The sequence below is a fragment of the Roseateles sp. P5_D6 genome (assembly GCF_054049415.1).
Map to the genome: position 1 here is coordinate 188,022 of NZ_JBFUMK010000011.1, position 15,575 is coordinate 203,596.

Genomic DNA, 15,575 nt, shown 5'->3' on the forward strand with positions numbered 1-15,575 from the left:
CGATGAATAACCGCAAGGGCATCATCCTCGCTGGCGGCTCCGGCACGCGGCTGCACCCGGCCACGCTGGCCATGAGCAAGCAACTGCTGCCGGTCTACGACAAGCCCATGGTCTATTACCCGCTGAGCACGCTGATGCTCGCGGGCATCCGCGACATCCTGCTCATCAGCACGCCACAGGACACGCCTCGCTTCGAAGCCCTGCTTGGTGACGGTTCGCGCTGGGGCCTGAACATCAGCTACTGCGTGCAGCCTAGCCCTGACGGCCTGGCACAGGCCTTCATCCTCGGCCGCGAATTCGTCAATGGCTCGCCGAGCGCCCTCGTGCTGGGGGACAACATCTTCTATGGCCATGACTTCGCCGGCCTGCTGGGCAGCGCCACGGGTCGCGACGGCGGCGCCAGCGTCTTCGCCTATCACGTGACCGACCCCGAACGCTACGGCGTGGTCGACTTTGATGCCCAGCAACGTGCGCTGTCCATCGAAGAGAAGCCGAAGAGCCCGAAGAGCAACTACGCGGTGACGGGCCTGTATTTCTACGACGAGCAGGTCTGCGACATCGCGGCAGCCATCAAGCCCAGCGCCCGCGGTGAACTCGAGATCACCGACGTCAATGCCCAATACCTGCGCCAGGGCCAGCTCAATGTCGAGATCATGGGCCGTGGCTATGCATGGCTGGACACCGGCACCCACGACAGCCTGCTCGAAGCGGGCCAGTTCATTGCCACGCTGGAAAAGCGCCAGGGGCTGAAGGTGGCCTGCCCGGAAGAGATCGCCTACCGTGCAGGCTGGATCGATGCTGCACAGCTTGAAACCCTCGCCAAGCCCCTTGCCAAGAATGGCTACGGCCAATACCTGCTCAAGCTGCTGACCGACAAGGCCTTCTGAACACGATGCAAGTCACGCCAACCGCCCTTCCCGAAGTCCTGCTCATCCAGCCCAAGGTCTTCGGCGACGCCCGCGGCTTTTTCATGGAGAGCTGGAACGAGGAGCGCTTCAACCAGGCCCTGGGCTACGACGTGCACTTCGTGCAGGACAACCACTCGCGCTCCGCGCGCGGCGTGCTGCGCGGCCTGCACTACCAGCTCGACCCACATGCTCAGGGCAAGCTCGTGCGCTGTGTCTCCGGTGCAGTGTTCGACGTGGCCGTCGACATGCGCCGGTCCAGCCCCAATTTCGGGCGCTGGGTCGGCTTCGAACTGTCGGCCGAGAACCAGCGGCAAGTCTGGATCCCGCCTGGCTTCGCCCATGGCTTCGTCGTCGTCAGCGAAACCGCGGACTTCCTCTACAAGACCAGTGGCCGCTACGCACCCGAGTGCGAGGGCGCAGTGCGCTGGGATGACCCGACCATTGGCATCGAATGGCCGCTGGACGGACTCATACCGCAACTGTCGGCAAAGGACGTCAGCGCACCACTGCTGGTTGAGGCCAAGACCTTCACCTGAGTCGATTGGCCCGCAGCTCAGGCGCGCGCGTCACCCCAACGCAGCGGCGTCACCTCGTCGCCGACATAGCTGGTGTGCCCGGTGCGATCCACGCAGTACTGCGGCGAGATGATCATCTCGCGCACCGTCATGCCTTCACCGATGCGCGTGTGCTCAATGAGCACGGCCCGCTCAACGACCGAACCGGCGCGCAGGTGAGATCCGTGACCGATCCAGGTAGGTCCGATCACCCGAGCACCTGACTCGATACGCACGTTGGAGCCGATATACACCGGGCCCTCGATGTGGACCTTGTCCCAGTCCACTGAAGTGTTCAGCCCCACCCACACCTGCGGCCGCACCTCGCGCCCAGGGATGTCCATTTGCGCGACGCCGCCGGCCATGACCTGCTGGGTGACGGCCCAATAATCGGTCACGCGGCCGATGTCGATCCAGTTGAACGGCCGTTTCTGCGCAAAGAAGGGCAGGCCCTTCTCCACCAGCAGCGGAAACAGCTGGCTGCCGATGTCGAACTCGACGCCCGACGGGATCAGGTCGAGCACTTCGGGCTCGAAGATGTAGATGCCGGTCGACGCCAGGTTGCTCCTCGCCTCCTCGGGCTTGGGCTTTTCCTGGAAGGAAGTCACCCGGCCCTCGGCGTCAGCGACAACAATGCCGTAGTTTTTGGTCTGGTCGCGAGGCACTTCGAGAGTAACGACGCTTGCGATGGCTCCCTTGGACTTGTGCTCGGCAAGCGCCGCGGCGATGTCCAGATCGATGACGGCATCGCCGCACAGCACGAGGAAGGTTTCATCGAAGAAACCGCCGAAGTCCTGGATCTTGCGCATGCCTCCTGCCGAGCCGACCGGCTTGCAGATCACCTCGCCTTGCTCGCGAACGCCTTCGTAGGAGTAACCGAGCTCAACGCCCCACCGATGACCCGAGCCGAAGTAGTTCTCTATCTTCCAGTGCATGAAGGCCACGTTGACCATGACCTGCTTGACGCCATGGCGCGCCAGATGCTCGACCAGATACTCCATGACCGGCTTGCCCAGGATGGGCACCATCGGCTTGGGCGTGTGCTTCGTCAACGGGCGCACCCGCGTTCCCTGGCCCGCGGCCAGGATCATTGCTTTGGCCATGCCGGCCTCCTAACGTAGTGACGGTTGCACCAAAGCAAGCAAGCGGCGGGCCTGCCGCACACAGCTAGGGGGTCAGCCCCGGCCGATACCTCGATAGTCGATGCCCAGTGCCTTCATCAGCTTGGGGTCGTAGAGGTTGCGGCCGTCGAAGACAACAGGTGCCTTGAGCTTCGACTTGATGGCGTCGAAATCCGGCGTGCGGAATTCCTTCCACTCCGTCACGATCAGCAGTGCGTCCGCGCCCTGCAGCGCCGCCTCGGCGCGCTCGACCAGCGTCACGTCGTCACGCGGGCCAATCACGCGAGCCGTTTCCGGCATCGACACCGGGTCGTAGGCTGCGACCGTTGCACCGCGCCGGGTCAGCTCATCGATGATGACCAACGATGGTGCCTCGCGCATGTCGTCGGTGTTCGGCTTGAATGCCAAGCCCCAGATGGCGAAGCGGCGGCCCTTGAGGTCGTCGCCGAAACGCGCCACGACCTTGTCGACCAGCACGCGCTTCTGGCGTTCATTGGCTTCTTCCACGGCGGTCAGCACCTTCAGCGGAATACCGTTGTCGGCGGCGGTCTTCACCAGCGCCTTGACATCCTTCGGGAAGCAGGAACCGCCATAACCGGCGCCAGCGTAAAGGAACTGATAGCCAATGCGCGGATCAGAGCCGATGCCGCGCCGAACCAGCTCGATGTCGGCGCCCACGCGCTCCGCCAGCAGCGCCAGCTCGTTCATGAAACTGATGCGTGTGGCCAGCATCGCATTGGCGGCGTACTTGGTGAACTCGGCGCTCTTCACGTCCATGACCAGCATGCGGTCCTGCGTGCGGTTGAACGGCGCATACAGGGCGCGCATCAACAGCGTGGCCTGCTCGTCGTCGGAGCCAATGACGACGCGATCAGGCTTCATGAAGTCGTCGACCGCCGCACCTTCCTTCAGGAACTCAGGATTGGAGACGACGGCATATGCCATGTCTCCGAGGCCACGCTTTTCGAGCTCTTCCTTGACCGCAGCGCGGACCTTGTCGGCCGTGCCGACCGGCACCGTGCTCTTGTCGACGATGACCTTGTAGTCCGTCATGCGCTGGCCGATGGAGCGGGCCGCGGCCACCACGTACTGAAGGTCGGCCGAGCCGTCTTCGTCAGGCGGCGTGCCCACGCCGATGAAGAGCAGCGTGCCGTGCTGTACGGCCATGTCCACATCGGTGGTGAACTGCAGGCGGCCGGCCGCCACATTGCGGCGCACCACTTCGAGCAGGCCGGGTTCGTGAATAGGGATCTCGCCGTCGTTGAGGACGCGGATCTTTTCGGGATTCACGTCCAGACAAACCACGTGGTTGCCCATTTCGGCCAAGCAGGCTCCGGTGACCAGGCCCACGTAGCCGGTGCCGATGGCGGTGACTTTCATTCTCAATCCTCGTGCAAAAAACGGTTAACCCGTTTGTAACGCAGTCACGTGACGGTCCAGTGCCATTCAGACCTTGTAGTAGTCCCGATACCAGGCGACAAACCGCTGGATTCCTTCAGGTACAGGCATCGCCGGACGGAAACCCGTCCACTCGGCCAGCTCCTCGACATCAGCATGCGTAGCCGGCACATCACCATCCTGCATGGGCATGAAGTTCTTGACAGCCTCGCGGCCCGCGGCCTGCTCGATGGCCTCGATGAAGCTCATCAGCTGGATGGGTGCGTGGTTGCCGATGTTGAAGACGCGGTAGGGGGCGCTGGAGCGCGCCGGATCGGCCTTGTTGGGGTTGTAGTTGGGGTCGGCGGTAGCCGTGCGGTCCAGGACGCGCACGACGCCCTCGGCGATGTCATCGATGTAGGTGAAGTCGCGGACCATCTTGCCGTGATTGAACACGTTGATGGGCCGCCCTTCGATGATGGCCTTGGTGAACAGGAAGAGCGCCATGTCCGGCCGGCCCCACGGGCCATACACCGTAAAGAAGCGCAGGCCCGTCGTTGGCAGCCCAAAGAGGTGTGAATAGGTGTGGGCCATCAGCTCATTGGCCTTTTTCGTCGCGGCATAGAGGCTGATGGGGTGGTCGACGCTGTGGTGCTCCGAGAACGGCATCAGCGTGTTGCCACCGTAGACGCTGGAGCTGGACGCATAGGCCAGGTGCTGCACACCACCGTGGCGACAGCCTTCCAGGATGTTGGTGAAGCCAACGATGTTGCTGTCGATGTAGGCGTGGGGGTTTTCGATTGAGTAGCGCACGCCGGCCTGCGCCGCCAGGTGCACCACGCGTTCGAAGCGCTCATCGGCAAACAGCTTGGCCATGCCGGCGCGGTCGGCCACATCCATTTGCACGAAGCTGAAGCCCGGGTTGGGCGTCAGGCGGGCCAGGCGATCGTGCTTGAGCTGCGGGCTGTAGTAGTCGTTGAGGTTGTCCAAGCCCACGACCTGGTCACCACGTGCCAGAAGGATCTGGCAGACATGCATGCCGATGAAGCCGGCAGCGCCGGTGACGAGAACTTTCAAGACCAATCCTCCAAAAAAGCCAACGCCGATTGTCGTGCAGCGCACAGCAGGGCGCGATCATTGCCCCACCCCCGAGACAAGGTCGCTCGAGTTGGCCCGGGCCTTGCCAGCGAGCGCCCGCGCGACCGAAGAGGGACGCTCCCGGTTCAGTGGCGCCGGAACAGACCGGCGACTCCCGGCTTGGTGAGCAGCGGCACGCGATAGTTGCTCATGAATGTCTTCAGGCTCTTCAGGTGCATACGCGCCGAGCGGCTGAAGACGTCTACGCTGGCTCGCTGATGATCGTGCACCAGCACCGCGCCGGCGCAGCAAACCACCTGATGACCCGACTTCCAGACGCGGGCACACAGATCCACGTCCTCCATGTACAGGAAGTAGCTTTCGTCCATGCCACCGATGGAACGGAAAAGATCTGTACGAATGACGAAGCCCGTACCCATCACCCAGTCGGCGTGAAAGGGCGCGCCGCTGGCCCAGGCGTCCATCATCATGTGCGAGGCGACCGACTTGCGAATGAAGGGCAGGTTCCCCAGACGGGATCGCCGGCCGATGATGTCCATCAGGCTGTAGAAGCGCCGCGCGGAAAACTGCCTCGACCGATCGGGGTTCACCAGGTCCAAGCCGATCAGCCCGACCTTGGGCTGCGTGTCCAGGAGCTCCAGCGCCTTCTGGATCGACTGGTCGACGAAATAGGTGTCGGGGTTCAGCACCAGCAGGTATTCAGAATCAACCTCGGCCAATCCGGTGTTGATGCCCGCCGAGAACCCGCCATTGCGGTCGGAAGCGATGAAGCGGACACCAGGCGGCAGCTGGGCGCGGAGCACCGACACGGAATCGTCCGGGGACGCGTTGTCCACCACGATCACGTCGGCATCCCGCTCGATGACACCGTATTGCTGCATCGAGGCGACGCACTTCAGCACCAGGCGGGGCGTCGCGTAATTGACGATCAAGGCAGACAACTTCGACAAGGCATCTTCTCCAACTCAGGTTCTGAACTCAACGACGCTGCTTGAGCTGCAGCGTGGCATCGACGTACAGCAAGGCCGACTGCAACGCCTCGGCCGAGCGTTCCCACGTGAACGTCTCGAGGATGGCTGCTGCCGCGCGCTTGCGTGCTGCACCAGCACATGCATCTTTTAGACCCGCAAAGGCCGCCTGCCACGATGCCGAAGATCCCAGCTGCACGAACTGGGCCGCATCGCCCAGCACCTCGCGAAGCACCGGGATGTCAGCCGCGATGACGTGGGTGCCGCTGGCAAGGGCCTCCAGGGGCGGGATGCCAAATCCCTCCCAAAAGGACGGATAGAGCAAAGCGGCAGCACCTTGATACAGCTGGCGCAGCCGGGCGTCATCCACGTAGTCCAGGAACTCGATGCGGTCCCGCAGGCCGAGGCTTTCGGCCTGAGATTCGAGCGCCTTGCGGTAGTCGCCACCGCAGGACGCCACCACCAGCCTGTACTCGTCGGACCACGCGGCGCACTCGGAGAGCACCTCCTGCACGTTCTTGTGCGGATACCGTGCACCAACCATCAGCAAATACGGCGGGGCAGCAGCTGGCAAGACGTCAGACGATGCTGGCGCGAACCGCGCCGCATCGACTCCGTTGGGCACCACATGGATGCGTTCCAGTGGGAACTTGTAGTGCTCGGCAATGTCGCGGCGGGTGGTCTCGGACACCGTGAACACCGCCGCGCACTGCTTCAAGACCCGCGGCAGCAGGTGCCGGAAGTACCAATACTGCATCCGATGCTGCTGGGGAAAGCGCAGGCAGATGAGGTCGTGAATCGTGATCACTTGGCGCGCCGCCCGAGGCAGTGCGTGGTGCGTCGGCGAGTACAACAGCCGGGCGCCGGGCAACTCCACCGAGCGCGCCCACAGTGCGCGCTTGATGGCCGCCCCGCGGCTTGCGCCGATCGCCACGCTGGCGGGAGCCGAAACCAGCCGCGGCGCATCCGGGACAAAACCATGCCCCGCCACCACCGAGATCTCAAACCGCTCCGACAGCGCCTTCGCACAGCGTTCGGCATAGACACCGAGCCCCGTCGGGCGCGCGCCCAGCATCGACAGATTCACAACCAGCATCTACTCCATCCTTTATAGGGCTCGCATCTCCGAAATCACGAACGCCGTCTTGTCGGTCGCCGTCCCGCCTCCGCCAGCAAAGCCGATCGACATCTGCGCCACCGAACCAGCGGCCAACGCGCTCTTCTTGACTGTCGACCAGTCCGCCAACCGCGCCGTCGCGAACAGCGCCGTGTGCTGGACTACGCCGCTCGCCAGTTTCTCGGTTGCCAGTGGCAGCAACCAGATTGCACCGTCCTTGTCCACGGCCTGCATCATCAGCGGCTTGAGCGGATAGGCCACGCCGGCAAGCGGGGCTGCCTTGAACGAAACCCCGTTCAAGGTGGATGCGACGGTCGCCGGCACATCGGCAATCGGGAACACCCAGCCGTCACCCGCGATGTTCAACGTCGAACGCGAGATGAAACCATCCATGCAGGAGTTGCCGGTCGAGGACTTCGCCTCCAGCGTCATCGAGACAATGGGCGCGGACCGGGTACGCCAGGTCAGGCAAACCGGCGCCGATAACTTCGCGCCCAAGGCCGCTGCGCTGGTGTCGGGCACCGACACCGTGCGCACGACCAGCGCGTCCGTGACGCCGCCGCTGGACACCGAGGCGCGCATGAAGCCGCGCACGCCTGCCGTCGAGCCGGCCTTGAATTCACAGGCAAACGGCGTCGACGTATTGGGCCGTACGCCAACCGCCACCTGCCTCTGCACCGGCACCATGTCGCTGCTGCCCGAGCAATCCACGTTCAGCGTCTGTGCCACTATGGAAGAGTTCGCCAGCACGGCACCGCTGACGCGAACGGTGCTACCTGCCACCGTGGCCGCTTCGAGCGCATGAGCACCCACGACCTCCTTGCCAACGGTCCCCGGCGCCTCGATGTCGCCGACGATACGCAGCGTCGCACGCGCCGCGACTGACGCGGCCGCCGCGGGCAGCTTGGTGATGCCGACCAGGCTGGTTGAAGTCGTGGCGACGAGCACGGGCTCACTGCCGCCCAACTCGCTGCGGTTCAGCGGGCGGCCGAACATGTCCCAGAACTTCGCATCGGCGGGCCACTTGGCCGAGGCCGCCTCGTCACCCCAGGCCACCGCGACGACACCGGAAGTACCGTCACCGAAGAACACGGCGGACGAAGCGGAATTCGCCACGTGGCGATAGCCCGCCAACGGCTTGCCGTTCACGTGCCGCACCAATGCCGCCAGAGCCGCATAGGACGGGCGCGGTGAAAAGTCGGCATTCAACACGCCCCAGTTGGCGCGGCCCTGCTCGACGAGTTCCCGGAAAAAGAAGAAGAAGACGCGCTCGTAGCCCGCAGCGAACCCGGATGCATAGGTCTTCACGAGGAAAGCCGCTTGCGCCCGTTCGGTCGCGGCCGTGATGGGACCCGCGGTGCCCGTCGGACCCTGCACGCCCAGGCCGGTCTCGGTGATCCAGCCCGGCTGACCCGTGGCGCCGCCGGCGGCGTCGATTGGAGCGACGCTGGCCGCAACGAACTCCAGCGTCTGGTCGGGATTGGCGTAGTAATGCTGGTTGCGCAGATCCAGCGACGCCACGCCGCTGTTCTCGTAGGTCGCCTTGAAAAACTCGTCGAGCCCGCGGGACGGCGCTCCACCCAGCACCTTCAATTGCGGCCGAGCCGACTTCACACCTGCATAGAACGCCTTCAACTGCGAGGCATATTGCCAGGGCGTACCGAGGTAGAAATCGGTGTTCTGCTCATTCCAATATTCGACCCCGTCAAAGTACGGACCCATGTCGCGCGCAAACGCCGCGCMGAAAGCCTGCAGCGCCGCAAGGTCGCGTGGCGGCTTGCGGTCGCCCGACGTCACCGTGTCGCTGCTGTAGCGAGTAAAGGCCGGTGAATCGTGGAACGACGTCACTTGCGAGAAACCTGCAAGGGACAGCCTGCGGGCCACGTTGAGGAATCGCCCCCACAACGGCGGGTTCACCGCGGCGGTGAGCTGCACCTGGGACCAGCGCAGTCGGTCACGCACGGAGCCGACACCGGCCGCCGACAAGGCATCGATGGCCTTGCCTATCGACTGATCATCGCCGCCGTACCAGCTCAGACCCGCGTCCATGCCGAAACGCTTGTCCAGCTTTGGGCGAGTGGCCGGGATGACCACAAAGGAGACCGGCTTGACCGCAACCTCTTCGGGCACCTGGACGGTGAGCCTGTAGAAGCCCGGCGTGAGTGCAGGCAGCGTCAGCAGGTTGCTCGACGCATTGAGCACGAAATTGTCGGCGCGGTAGGCGAATTGGCCGTCGACATCGCGGACGGTGACCGATGCGGTGCCTTTTGTCCCCCGCACGATGAGCCATTGGCTTGGCAGCGTATCGACGATGAAACTGCCATTCACGGGCGTCGGATCCGCGGTCGCCGCGGACACGATGACGGAAAAGGCAACTCCGCTGGCGAAGATACCCAAGCGACGCATAAACTTGATGCTAAACATATATTCCCCTTTCAGGGTTTAATTTGCCCCTATTTATGTGGTCTTCTTGGGGTAAAAAATCCATTCCAAAACAGCATATTTTCGAATTGCGAAATCAAGAGCAAGCGGCACTATCAACCCACATGAAAATCCAACCATCGCACCACCGAACCCATCTATGCGAGTGCTAATCCTGCTTTGCACATAGTAGTGAAACAGGAAAATCACCAGCGATCGTTGCCCTATGTACTCCAATGCCGAACCCGCCTTGCCGCGGATCAGAACGCATAGTCCTGACACGACCAAGACGCAAACAACAGCGAAGGGCAATGTGCCAACGCCCTCAATGAGCCGATGATTCAAATCGAGAACCATTAAGCCTAGACCTGAAGCGTACCAACCGATGGCAGCCACCAAGGCGGCCAACACTAAGATCCATACGGGGTGATGAGCTGAACTTCCTACGAGATGTAAATAACGTCGCCTAACTGTAATTCCGAACGCAAAAAACGCTAAACCTACGGGCACAAGATCTAAGGACCAAGGGAGTGCCCGATAGGTGACGGTATCACGGTCGATTTCAATACCCGGCATGGCATAACGGGACGTCTGTGCGAAAATTAGCAGAACAAGCAAAATAACAAGTAAACGCGGCGTGCGCATTTCACTTGTGTTGCGAAGCGTCACAAGTTGAGCGATGCCGACCAGGAAGAGACATGGAAGAAACCAAATGTGTGGCTGCGGCATGAGGTCGCCTACGCCGGCAATCACGCCGATCAAGTTCGCAACAAGCGCTCGCCAATCCAATTTCGCAGCTATTAAAGAAAATAATACACCACAAACCAAATATGGGACCAACAATGCCCGAAGACGGCTGCGAAGATACCTTGTGAGCGGAACCTCTTTGTGCACTAGGCCAGCCGCATAAAAGAACAACGGCATGTGGAACAAATAAATCGCAGCGTGGAGCTGATGATTCTTCAGCCACGGATTGTGCCCAAGAACAACCAGGACGATACCGATCCCTCTCAGCCTGTCAATCCAATCAAGACGCTCAGCGGGCATATCTGGGCAAAAGGAATTTGCCGGTTTCTTGAGCAGGCAATGTAGCGACGAGCAATACAGCGACCATAAAGGGCTCATAATAAAGCCCAAACACGCTCATCATCAGCCACGCGCAATAGAACGATGCCAGCGGCACAGCCAAAGCACCTCCACCCGCGCCGGCCATTCGATTAATTACCACCCAAATACGCCACGAAAGGTACAGCCAAAAGGACATTCCCGCCAGACCACAACTGACCACTATTCCAAGAAACCCATTGTCAATTGGCACGCCCGCTTTGATGTTCGAGTTGAACACCCAACCCAAACCGAAGAGCCATGCCAATGGGCCCTCGACATTCAAGTAGTGGAGGTAATAGTTGACACCATAGAGTCGAGCGTCGAGCGACTTGGCCGACACCAAATACCTAAAATCCCTGAGTGCATCGACGTTCATGATGAACGCTTCGATCACATACCGCAGGAAGAACACGCCAACTCCAGCCACCATTAAAACAATGGGCAGCCACACCGGAAACAACGATGCACGGTTGACCTTTGACCGCAAGTATCCCCATATTGTGAGAAGCGAAACCGCTACCGCGGTCAGATAGACCGCTCTGGTTAGCGTGGCGATGCAGCCAGCGAGAAGAACGAGCCCGACAAGTCGCCAAGCAAGCCGTTTGGAGAATGCCGGCGCGAGAAGTGATCTGTAAAGACAGATCACCAGGGGAATACACAAAAATATACCCAGGTCGTCTGCATGCGAGAAAAATGCGGAGCCCCTGACGCGCCCTCCCGTCGTCGCATTAATGGAATTGACGGAAGCAGTGATGTAATAGCCGAACGAGAAAAGATTTTTAGTAACTGCCTGCGCCACCCCAATTGCTGCCATAACGACACCAAAAGCGACCAAATACATCGTCAGTGGTCCCGATTTCACCGAGCCCGAAACTATGGGCGAGACCGCGAAAAACATCAGATAGAAGAAATACACGTGAAAGGACAGGAGTATCCCCACCACGGGCAATGACTGCGTGTTTGCGTTCACCATTGCTGCCAGCAATAGAAAAGCGGCGAACAGCCACGTGGCCGCAATAATGTCTGGCGCGCCGATCGCCATCTCGCGACCGCGATTCAGCAGGCGCAGCGAGAACATCGCCAGCACCAGCAGCGTGAGCAGCGTGACGGAGGGCGTCGGTGCATGCAGCCGCTTGAAGAGATAGTCCCAGGCGCCGCCCATCAGTGTCACGGTCCAGATGCCAACGAAGAGGATCCCTCCGACGCTCAGGAAGAGGTTGCCGGTGGACGCTGGCTGACGCGTGGAAGCGCCCGGCGTTTTCAGCGAAGCTGCAATGAAACCCATAGGTCCTTACCCCCGGTGCTGCACGGTTTCGTACAGGTCGATGTACTCGCTGACCACGCGCTCTGGCCTGAAGGTGGCCGCCAGCGCCAGAGCCGTCCTGCTGATCGCCTCGTAGCGGTCAGCGTCGTCGTAGGCGGCCTGGAGCTGAACAGCCAGGCCATCCGCTGCATGGATGTCGAACAACCAGCCCGTTTCTCCGGGCTTGACGAGCTCACCGCTGCCGCCGGTTGCGGAGGCGATGACGGGTACGCCGTGGGCGAAAGCCTCGAACAGAACCCGCGACAAGGGCTCGGCCCACAACGATGGCACCACACAAACATCGACCTGCTTGAAGAACTCAGGCTGCGGCACGACACCCAGGAACTTGACCGGCAAGCCCTCAGCCAAGGCCCTTAGATGAGCGGTGTAGCTCGGTTCTCCTTCTCCGGCAATCACCAGTTCGACGGCATGGCCCTGCCAAGGGCCGCGAACGAGGCCGGCAAAGGTCTTGAGCAGCATCTCGACGCCTTTGTGCGCCGTCAAGGTGCCAATGAAGCCCACCACGAAGGGGCGCCCGTCGCGCCTGGGATGGCGCCGCGCATCGATGGGCTGATCGGTGCGGTAGCCGTTGTAGATGACGGAGTGCCGCGCCTGCGGGAACGCGCCTTCCTCGAGGTGACGGTCCAGCGTGTAGCGGCTGTTGCCCACGACGGCCGTCACCTGCCGGGTCGCGGCAATCTTGTTGGCCGAAAGCAGCTTGCACTGGAAGCAGCGATCAGTGCCGCAGGGTTGGCCGCCGCGAAAGAAGCCGTAGTTGGCGCAAAGGAGGGCGTAGTCCCTCAGCGTGTGCACGATGGGAATGCGCCTGCGTGACGCGGCGCCCCAGACCGATACCGACAGCCAGGCGAGGTTGTTGGTGTGGACGACGTCGGGGCGGAATGCGTCAAGTGCCTCGTCGGCATGGCGCAAGCTGCCCGCGGTGTAGGTGTTGTGGAGGTGGAAGGCGGCTTTGCGCAAGCCCGATGGCAGGCTGGCGGGCAGCCGCCGCGCAATGTTGGCCGAGGGGCGGCGGAAAACGCGCACCTGCCCCACGCGTTCGGTCTCGGCCGCCGGTTCGCCCGTGGCCAGCACGGCCACTTCATGCCCGTCGGCGGTCAAGGCATCCGCCAGGATCTTCAGCGACCGCTCGGCGCCGCCGACCTGGTCAGGGAAGTAAAAGGAATTCACCATCAACACACGCACGTCAGCCCCTCCTACAAATCGGCATAAGTGAGGTCAGCGCACCGTTGCCAGCTGAACTCGCGGGCGCGCGCCACGCAGGCGCCGGCAAGCTGGCCGGCGGCGTTGGCGTCGAGCATGGCGAGCAGCTGTGCTGCGATGTCGGCGGTGTCGCCGGGTTTCGCGAGGAAACCGGTGACGCGGTCCTGAACGACTTCGGGCACCGCATGGGCGGCGGTGCTGACGGTGGGCAGGCCCTGGAACGCCGCCTCCAGAAACACGAGGCCGAAGCCTTCGACGCGCTCTTGATCCGGCTCTGCGGCCAACAGGAAGGCGCGGCTCTCGGCATACGCGGCCCGCACGATGGCGTCGGGCTGCGCGCCCGCGAAGGTCGCGCGAACGCCCAGGCGCTTGGCCTCGGACTGCAGATGCGTCGCGTAAACGGGGTCGACGGGCCGTCCGATGGCCAGGTAGCAGATTGTCTGGCGCTGGCCTGGCGGCAGTTGGGCGATAGCCTGCAGCGCCCGGAGATGGCCCTTGCGCGGGTCGAGCCGCGCCACGGTCAGGACGATGCGGTCTCCCTCGGTCGCCCCGCACAGCCGCCTGACTTGCGCGCGCTCTTCGGCGCTGGCCGGCTCAGCCCAGTACTCCGCCACGCCGAGGGGCGTAACCCGGCGCTCGACGGATGCGGGCGGCGCGAGTTCCCGCTCGACGAGCGAGAGCGTGAACGCACTGTTGGCGCACACGCGGTCCAGGCGATGGACGGCCTGGCGAGCCCTCAACCATCTCGCCGAACGAGACCGCCCGAGGACGATGGCGTCCGTGCCGTGGAAGGTCATGACGGTCTTCACCGCACGGGGCACGCCGCTCCACGGCAACGCCAGCAGCAGGGGCCAGTCGGCGACGTGGACGACGTCATAAGTCCGCTGCCTCAGTTGCCGCCGCAATGCACGAATGACGGTGAGCAGCGTCCGGTTCGAATACACGTCGCCAGGAAATCTGAACACCCCAGCGTCGTCCTGCGACGGCGCTGTAGCACTTCTCGCAAAATCAGGCGCCAGTACATCGACGCGGTGCCCGCGGGCCAATGCGGCGCTTCGCACCTCGGCACAATACCGACCAATACCTCCGGGGTACGGCGGATATTCATGCGTGGCGATCAGGATATTCAACGCGACTCCTTCTGGCGACGGTAAAGGGTGATAACGAGGGCGGCGATGATGACCGCGAGCAACAGTTCGCTCGCCAGGCATGTGAGGGCGGCACCCGGCGCCCTGAATTGCGGTATCACGACCAATGCCGTCGCAAGATAGAAAACGACGACGACAAACTGGGCCACCATCCGGTAGCGCTGGTACCCCGCGCCGGACAAGGCGTCAGACAAGGTGTAGTGAACAGCCTGGATCACAGGCAGCACCGCCAGCCATTTGATCAAGGGGATGGCCTTTGCATAGCCCGCGCCAAAAACAAGAGGCAAATAATCAGCGCCCAGGACCAACACGGCGGCGACTCCCAACGAGTAAGGCAAAGCGAACGTGAGCACCCGCCGCGACAAGGCCAGCGCCTGTGCAATTCCGCCTTGCCCTTGCCGGAAGAACCTGCCCGCCGCCGCGTCGAGCATGGCGCGCACCGGCATGAACGACATCGCCGCGACCCGGTAGGCCGCCGCATAGGTTCCCACGTCGGCGGCGGTGCCGAAACGCGCCAGAACGAGTTTGTCCGCATCGGTGTAGATGGCCTTGGCCAGCGTGCCGAGCGAGAAATCGGTGCCATGCCCGAGGTCTTTGCCGATCGCCTTCCACTCGACGGACAGGCCGCCCGCCGCGCGGGCCATGAACCAGATCAGCGCCGCGGCGAACATGATCGAGAACGCCAGGAACAACGAGGCCCACACCAGTGCCGTGACGCGGTCGGAAACGATGATCGCGACGAGAACGCTGGCCACGCGCGCACAGGATGTCGCCACGTTGATCACGGAGGCGCGCCCCTGCTGCTCCAGGGCACTGAACAATTGAGCCGCTGTGACAGCGGTTCGCATGAAAACCAGTTCGCCCAGCAGGACGATCAGGGCAACGCCGAAGGCGACCGGCGTGGACGAGATCATCACCACCGCAGCAGCCCCAATGGCCGCGCCTGCAGACCCGGTGACCAGTTGGACGCTCAACGCATTGCCGAGCGCAACCGGTGCGTGTTGCGCTTCCCGCGCGACGCGCATCAGCATCACGGAGCCATAACCCAACCCCGCCAGCGGCAACAACAGCGAGGCGGCGGAATTGATGGTGGCCAATGTGCCGTACTCAGCAGCACCCAGGCTGCGCGCCAGCAGCGCGAAGTTGATCGCCTGCAGCACGACCACAGCCAGGCTGCCGCCCAGCATCTTGCTGGCGGCACGTTGGAGGCTGGTTTTGGTGTCGCTCGACAT

The 15,575-nt window shown here is 62.7% G+C and carries 13 protein-coding genes; 2 read left to right on the top strand and 11 right to left on the bottom strand.

Annotated elements, in window-relative coordinates; all coding sequences use genetic code 11:
- Positions 1–2: 2 nt before the first annotated feature.
- Positions 3–887, top strand: coding sequence for a glucose-1-phosphate thymidylyltransferase RfbA (gene rfbA / locus ACXJKM_RS16710; RefSeq protein ID WP_457353803.1), 885 nt, complete (start codon positions 3–5; stop codon positions 885–887).
- A gap of 5 nt (positions 888–892) precedes the next feature.
- Positions 893–1,444: a dTDP-4-dehydrorhamnose 3,5-epimerase gene (rfbC, locus tag ACXJKM_RS16715; protein WP_056204089.1), complete on the top strand. Its 552-nt coding sequence runs from the start codon at positions 893–895 to the stop codon at positions 1,442–1,444.
- A 17-nt stretch (positions 1,445–1,461) separates the two neighbouring features.
- Here the strand turns inward: rfbC and ACXJKM_RS16720 are convergent, their stop codons facing one another.
- The 11 genes from ACXJKM_RS16720 to ACXJKM_RS16770 all read right to left on the bottom strand — a co-directional run bounded on the left by ACXJKM_RS16720 (position 1,462) and on the right by ACXJKM_RS16770 (position 15,575).
- The gene (locus ACXJKM_RS16720; protein ID WP_457323103.1) at positions 1,462–2,553 is read right to left on the bottom strand and encodes a sugar phosphate nucleotidyltransferase; all 1,092 of its coding nucleotides are present in this window, start codon (positions 2,551–2,553) and stop codon (positions 1,462–1,464) included.
- 84 nt (positions 2,554–2,637) lie between these two features.
- Positions 2,638–3,963: a UDP-glucose dehydrogenase family protein gene (locus ACXJKM_RS16725; RefSeq protein WP_056204096.1), complete on the bottom strand. Its 1,326-nt coding sequence runs from the start codon at positions 3,961–3,963 to the stop codon at positions 2,638–2,640.
- Positions 3,964–4,029: 66 nt separating this feature from the next.
- On the bottom strand, positions 4,030–5,037 hold the full coding sequence (locus tag ACXJKM_RS16730; RefSeq protein WP_056204523.1) for an NAD-dependent epimerase: 1,008 nt from the start codon (positions 5,035–5,037) through the stop codon (positions 4,030–4,032).
- A gap of 146 nt (positions 5,038–5,183) precedes the next feature.
- Positions 5,184–6,008 carry a glycosyltransferase family 2 protein gene (locus ACXJKM_RS16735; protein ID WP_056204099.1) on the bottom strand — a complete coding sequence of 275 codons (825 nt, stop codon included), beginning with the start codon at positions 6,006–6,008 and terminating at the stop codon, positions 5,184–5,186.
- A gap of 28 nt (positions 6,009–6,036) precedes the next feature.
- A complete protein-coding gene (locus ACXJKM_RS16740; protein WP_056204101.1) occupies positions 6,037–7,122 on the bottom strand; it encodes a glycosyltransferase family 4 protein in 1,086 nt (361 codons plus the stop codon).
- A gap of 12 nt (positions 7,123–7,134) precedes the next feature.
- Complete coding sequence (locus tag ACXJKM_RS16745; RefSeq protein ID WP_457353806.1) at positions 7,135–9,567, bottom strand: hypothetical protein; 2,433 nt, start codon at positions 9,565–9,567, stop codon at positions 7,135–7,137.
- 33 nt (positions 9,568–9,600) lie between these two features.
- A complete protein-coding gene (locus ACXJKM_RS16750; RefSeq protein ID WP_457353808.1) occupies positions 9,601–10,611 on the bottom strand; it encodes an acyltransferase family protein in 1,011 nt (336 codons plus the stop codon).
- Positions 10,601–11,956, bottom strand: a complete 1,356-nt coding sequence (locus tag ACXJKM_RS16755) for a hypothetical protein (RefSeq protein ID WP_056204108.1) — start codon at positions 11,954–11,956, stop codon at positions 10,601–10,603. Before ACXJKM_RS16755 ends, ACXJKM_RS16750 begins: the two co-directional genes overlap by 11 nt.
- A 6-nt stretch (positions 11,957–11,962) precedes the next feature.
- Positions 11,963–13,177 carry a glycosyltransferase family 4 protein gene (locus ACXJKM_RS16760; RefSeq protein ID WP_157282113.1) on the bottom strand — a complete coding sequence of 405 codons (1,215 nt, stop codon included), beginning with the start codon at positions 13,175–13,177 and terminating at the stop codon, positions 11,963–11,965.
- Positions 13,178–13,188: 11 nt separating this feature from the next.
- Positions 13,189–14,325 (bottom strand): glycosyltransferase family 4 protein, encoded by a 1,137-nt coding sequence (locus tag ACXJKM_RS16765; RefSeq protein WP_162247866.1) that lies wholly within the window; start codon positions 14,323–14,325, stop codon positions 13,189–13,191.
- Positions 14,322–15,575 carry a lipopolysaccharide biosynthesis protein gene (locus ACXJKM_RS16770; RefSeq protein WP_457353811.1) on the bottom strand — a complete coding sequence of 418 codons (1,254 nt, stop codon included), beginning with the start codon at positions 15,573–15,575 and terminating at the stop codon, positions 14,322–14,324. Before ACXJKM_RS16770 ends, ACXJKM_RS16765 begins: the two co-directional genes overlap by 4 nt.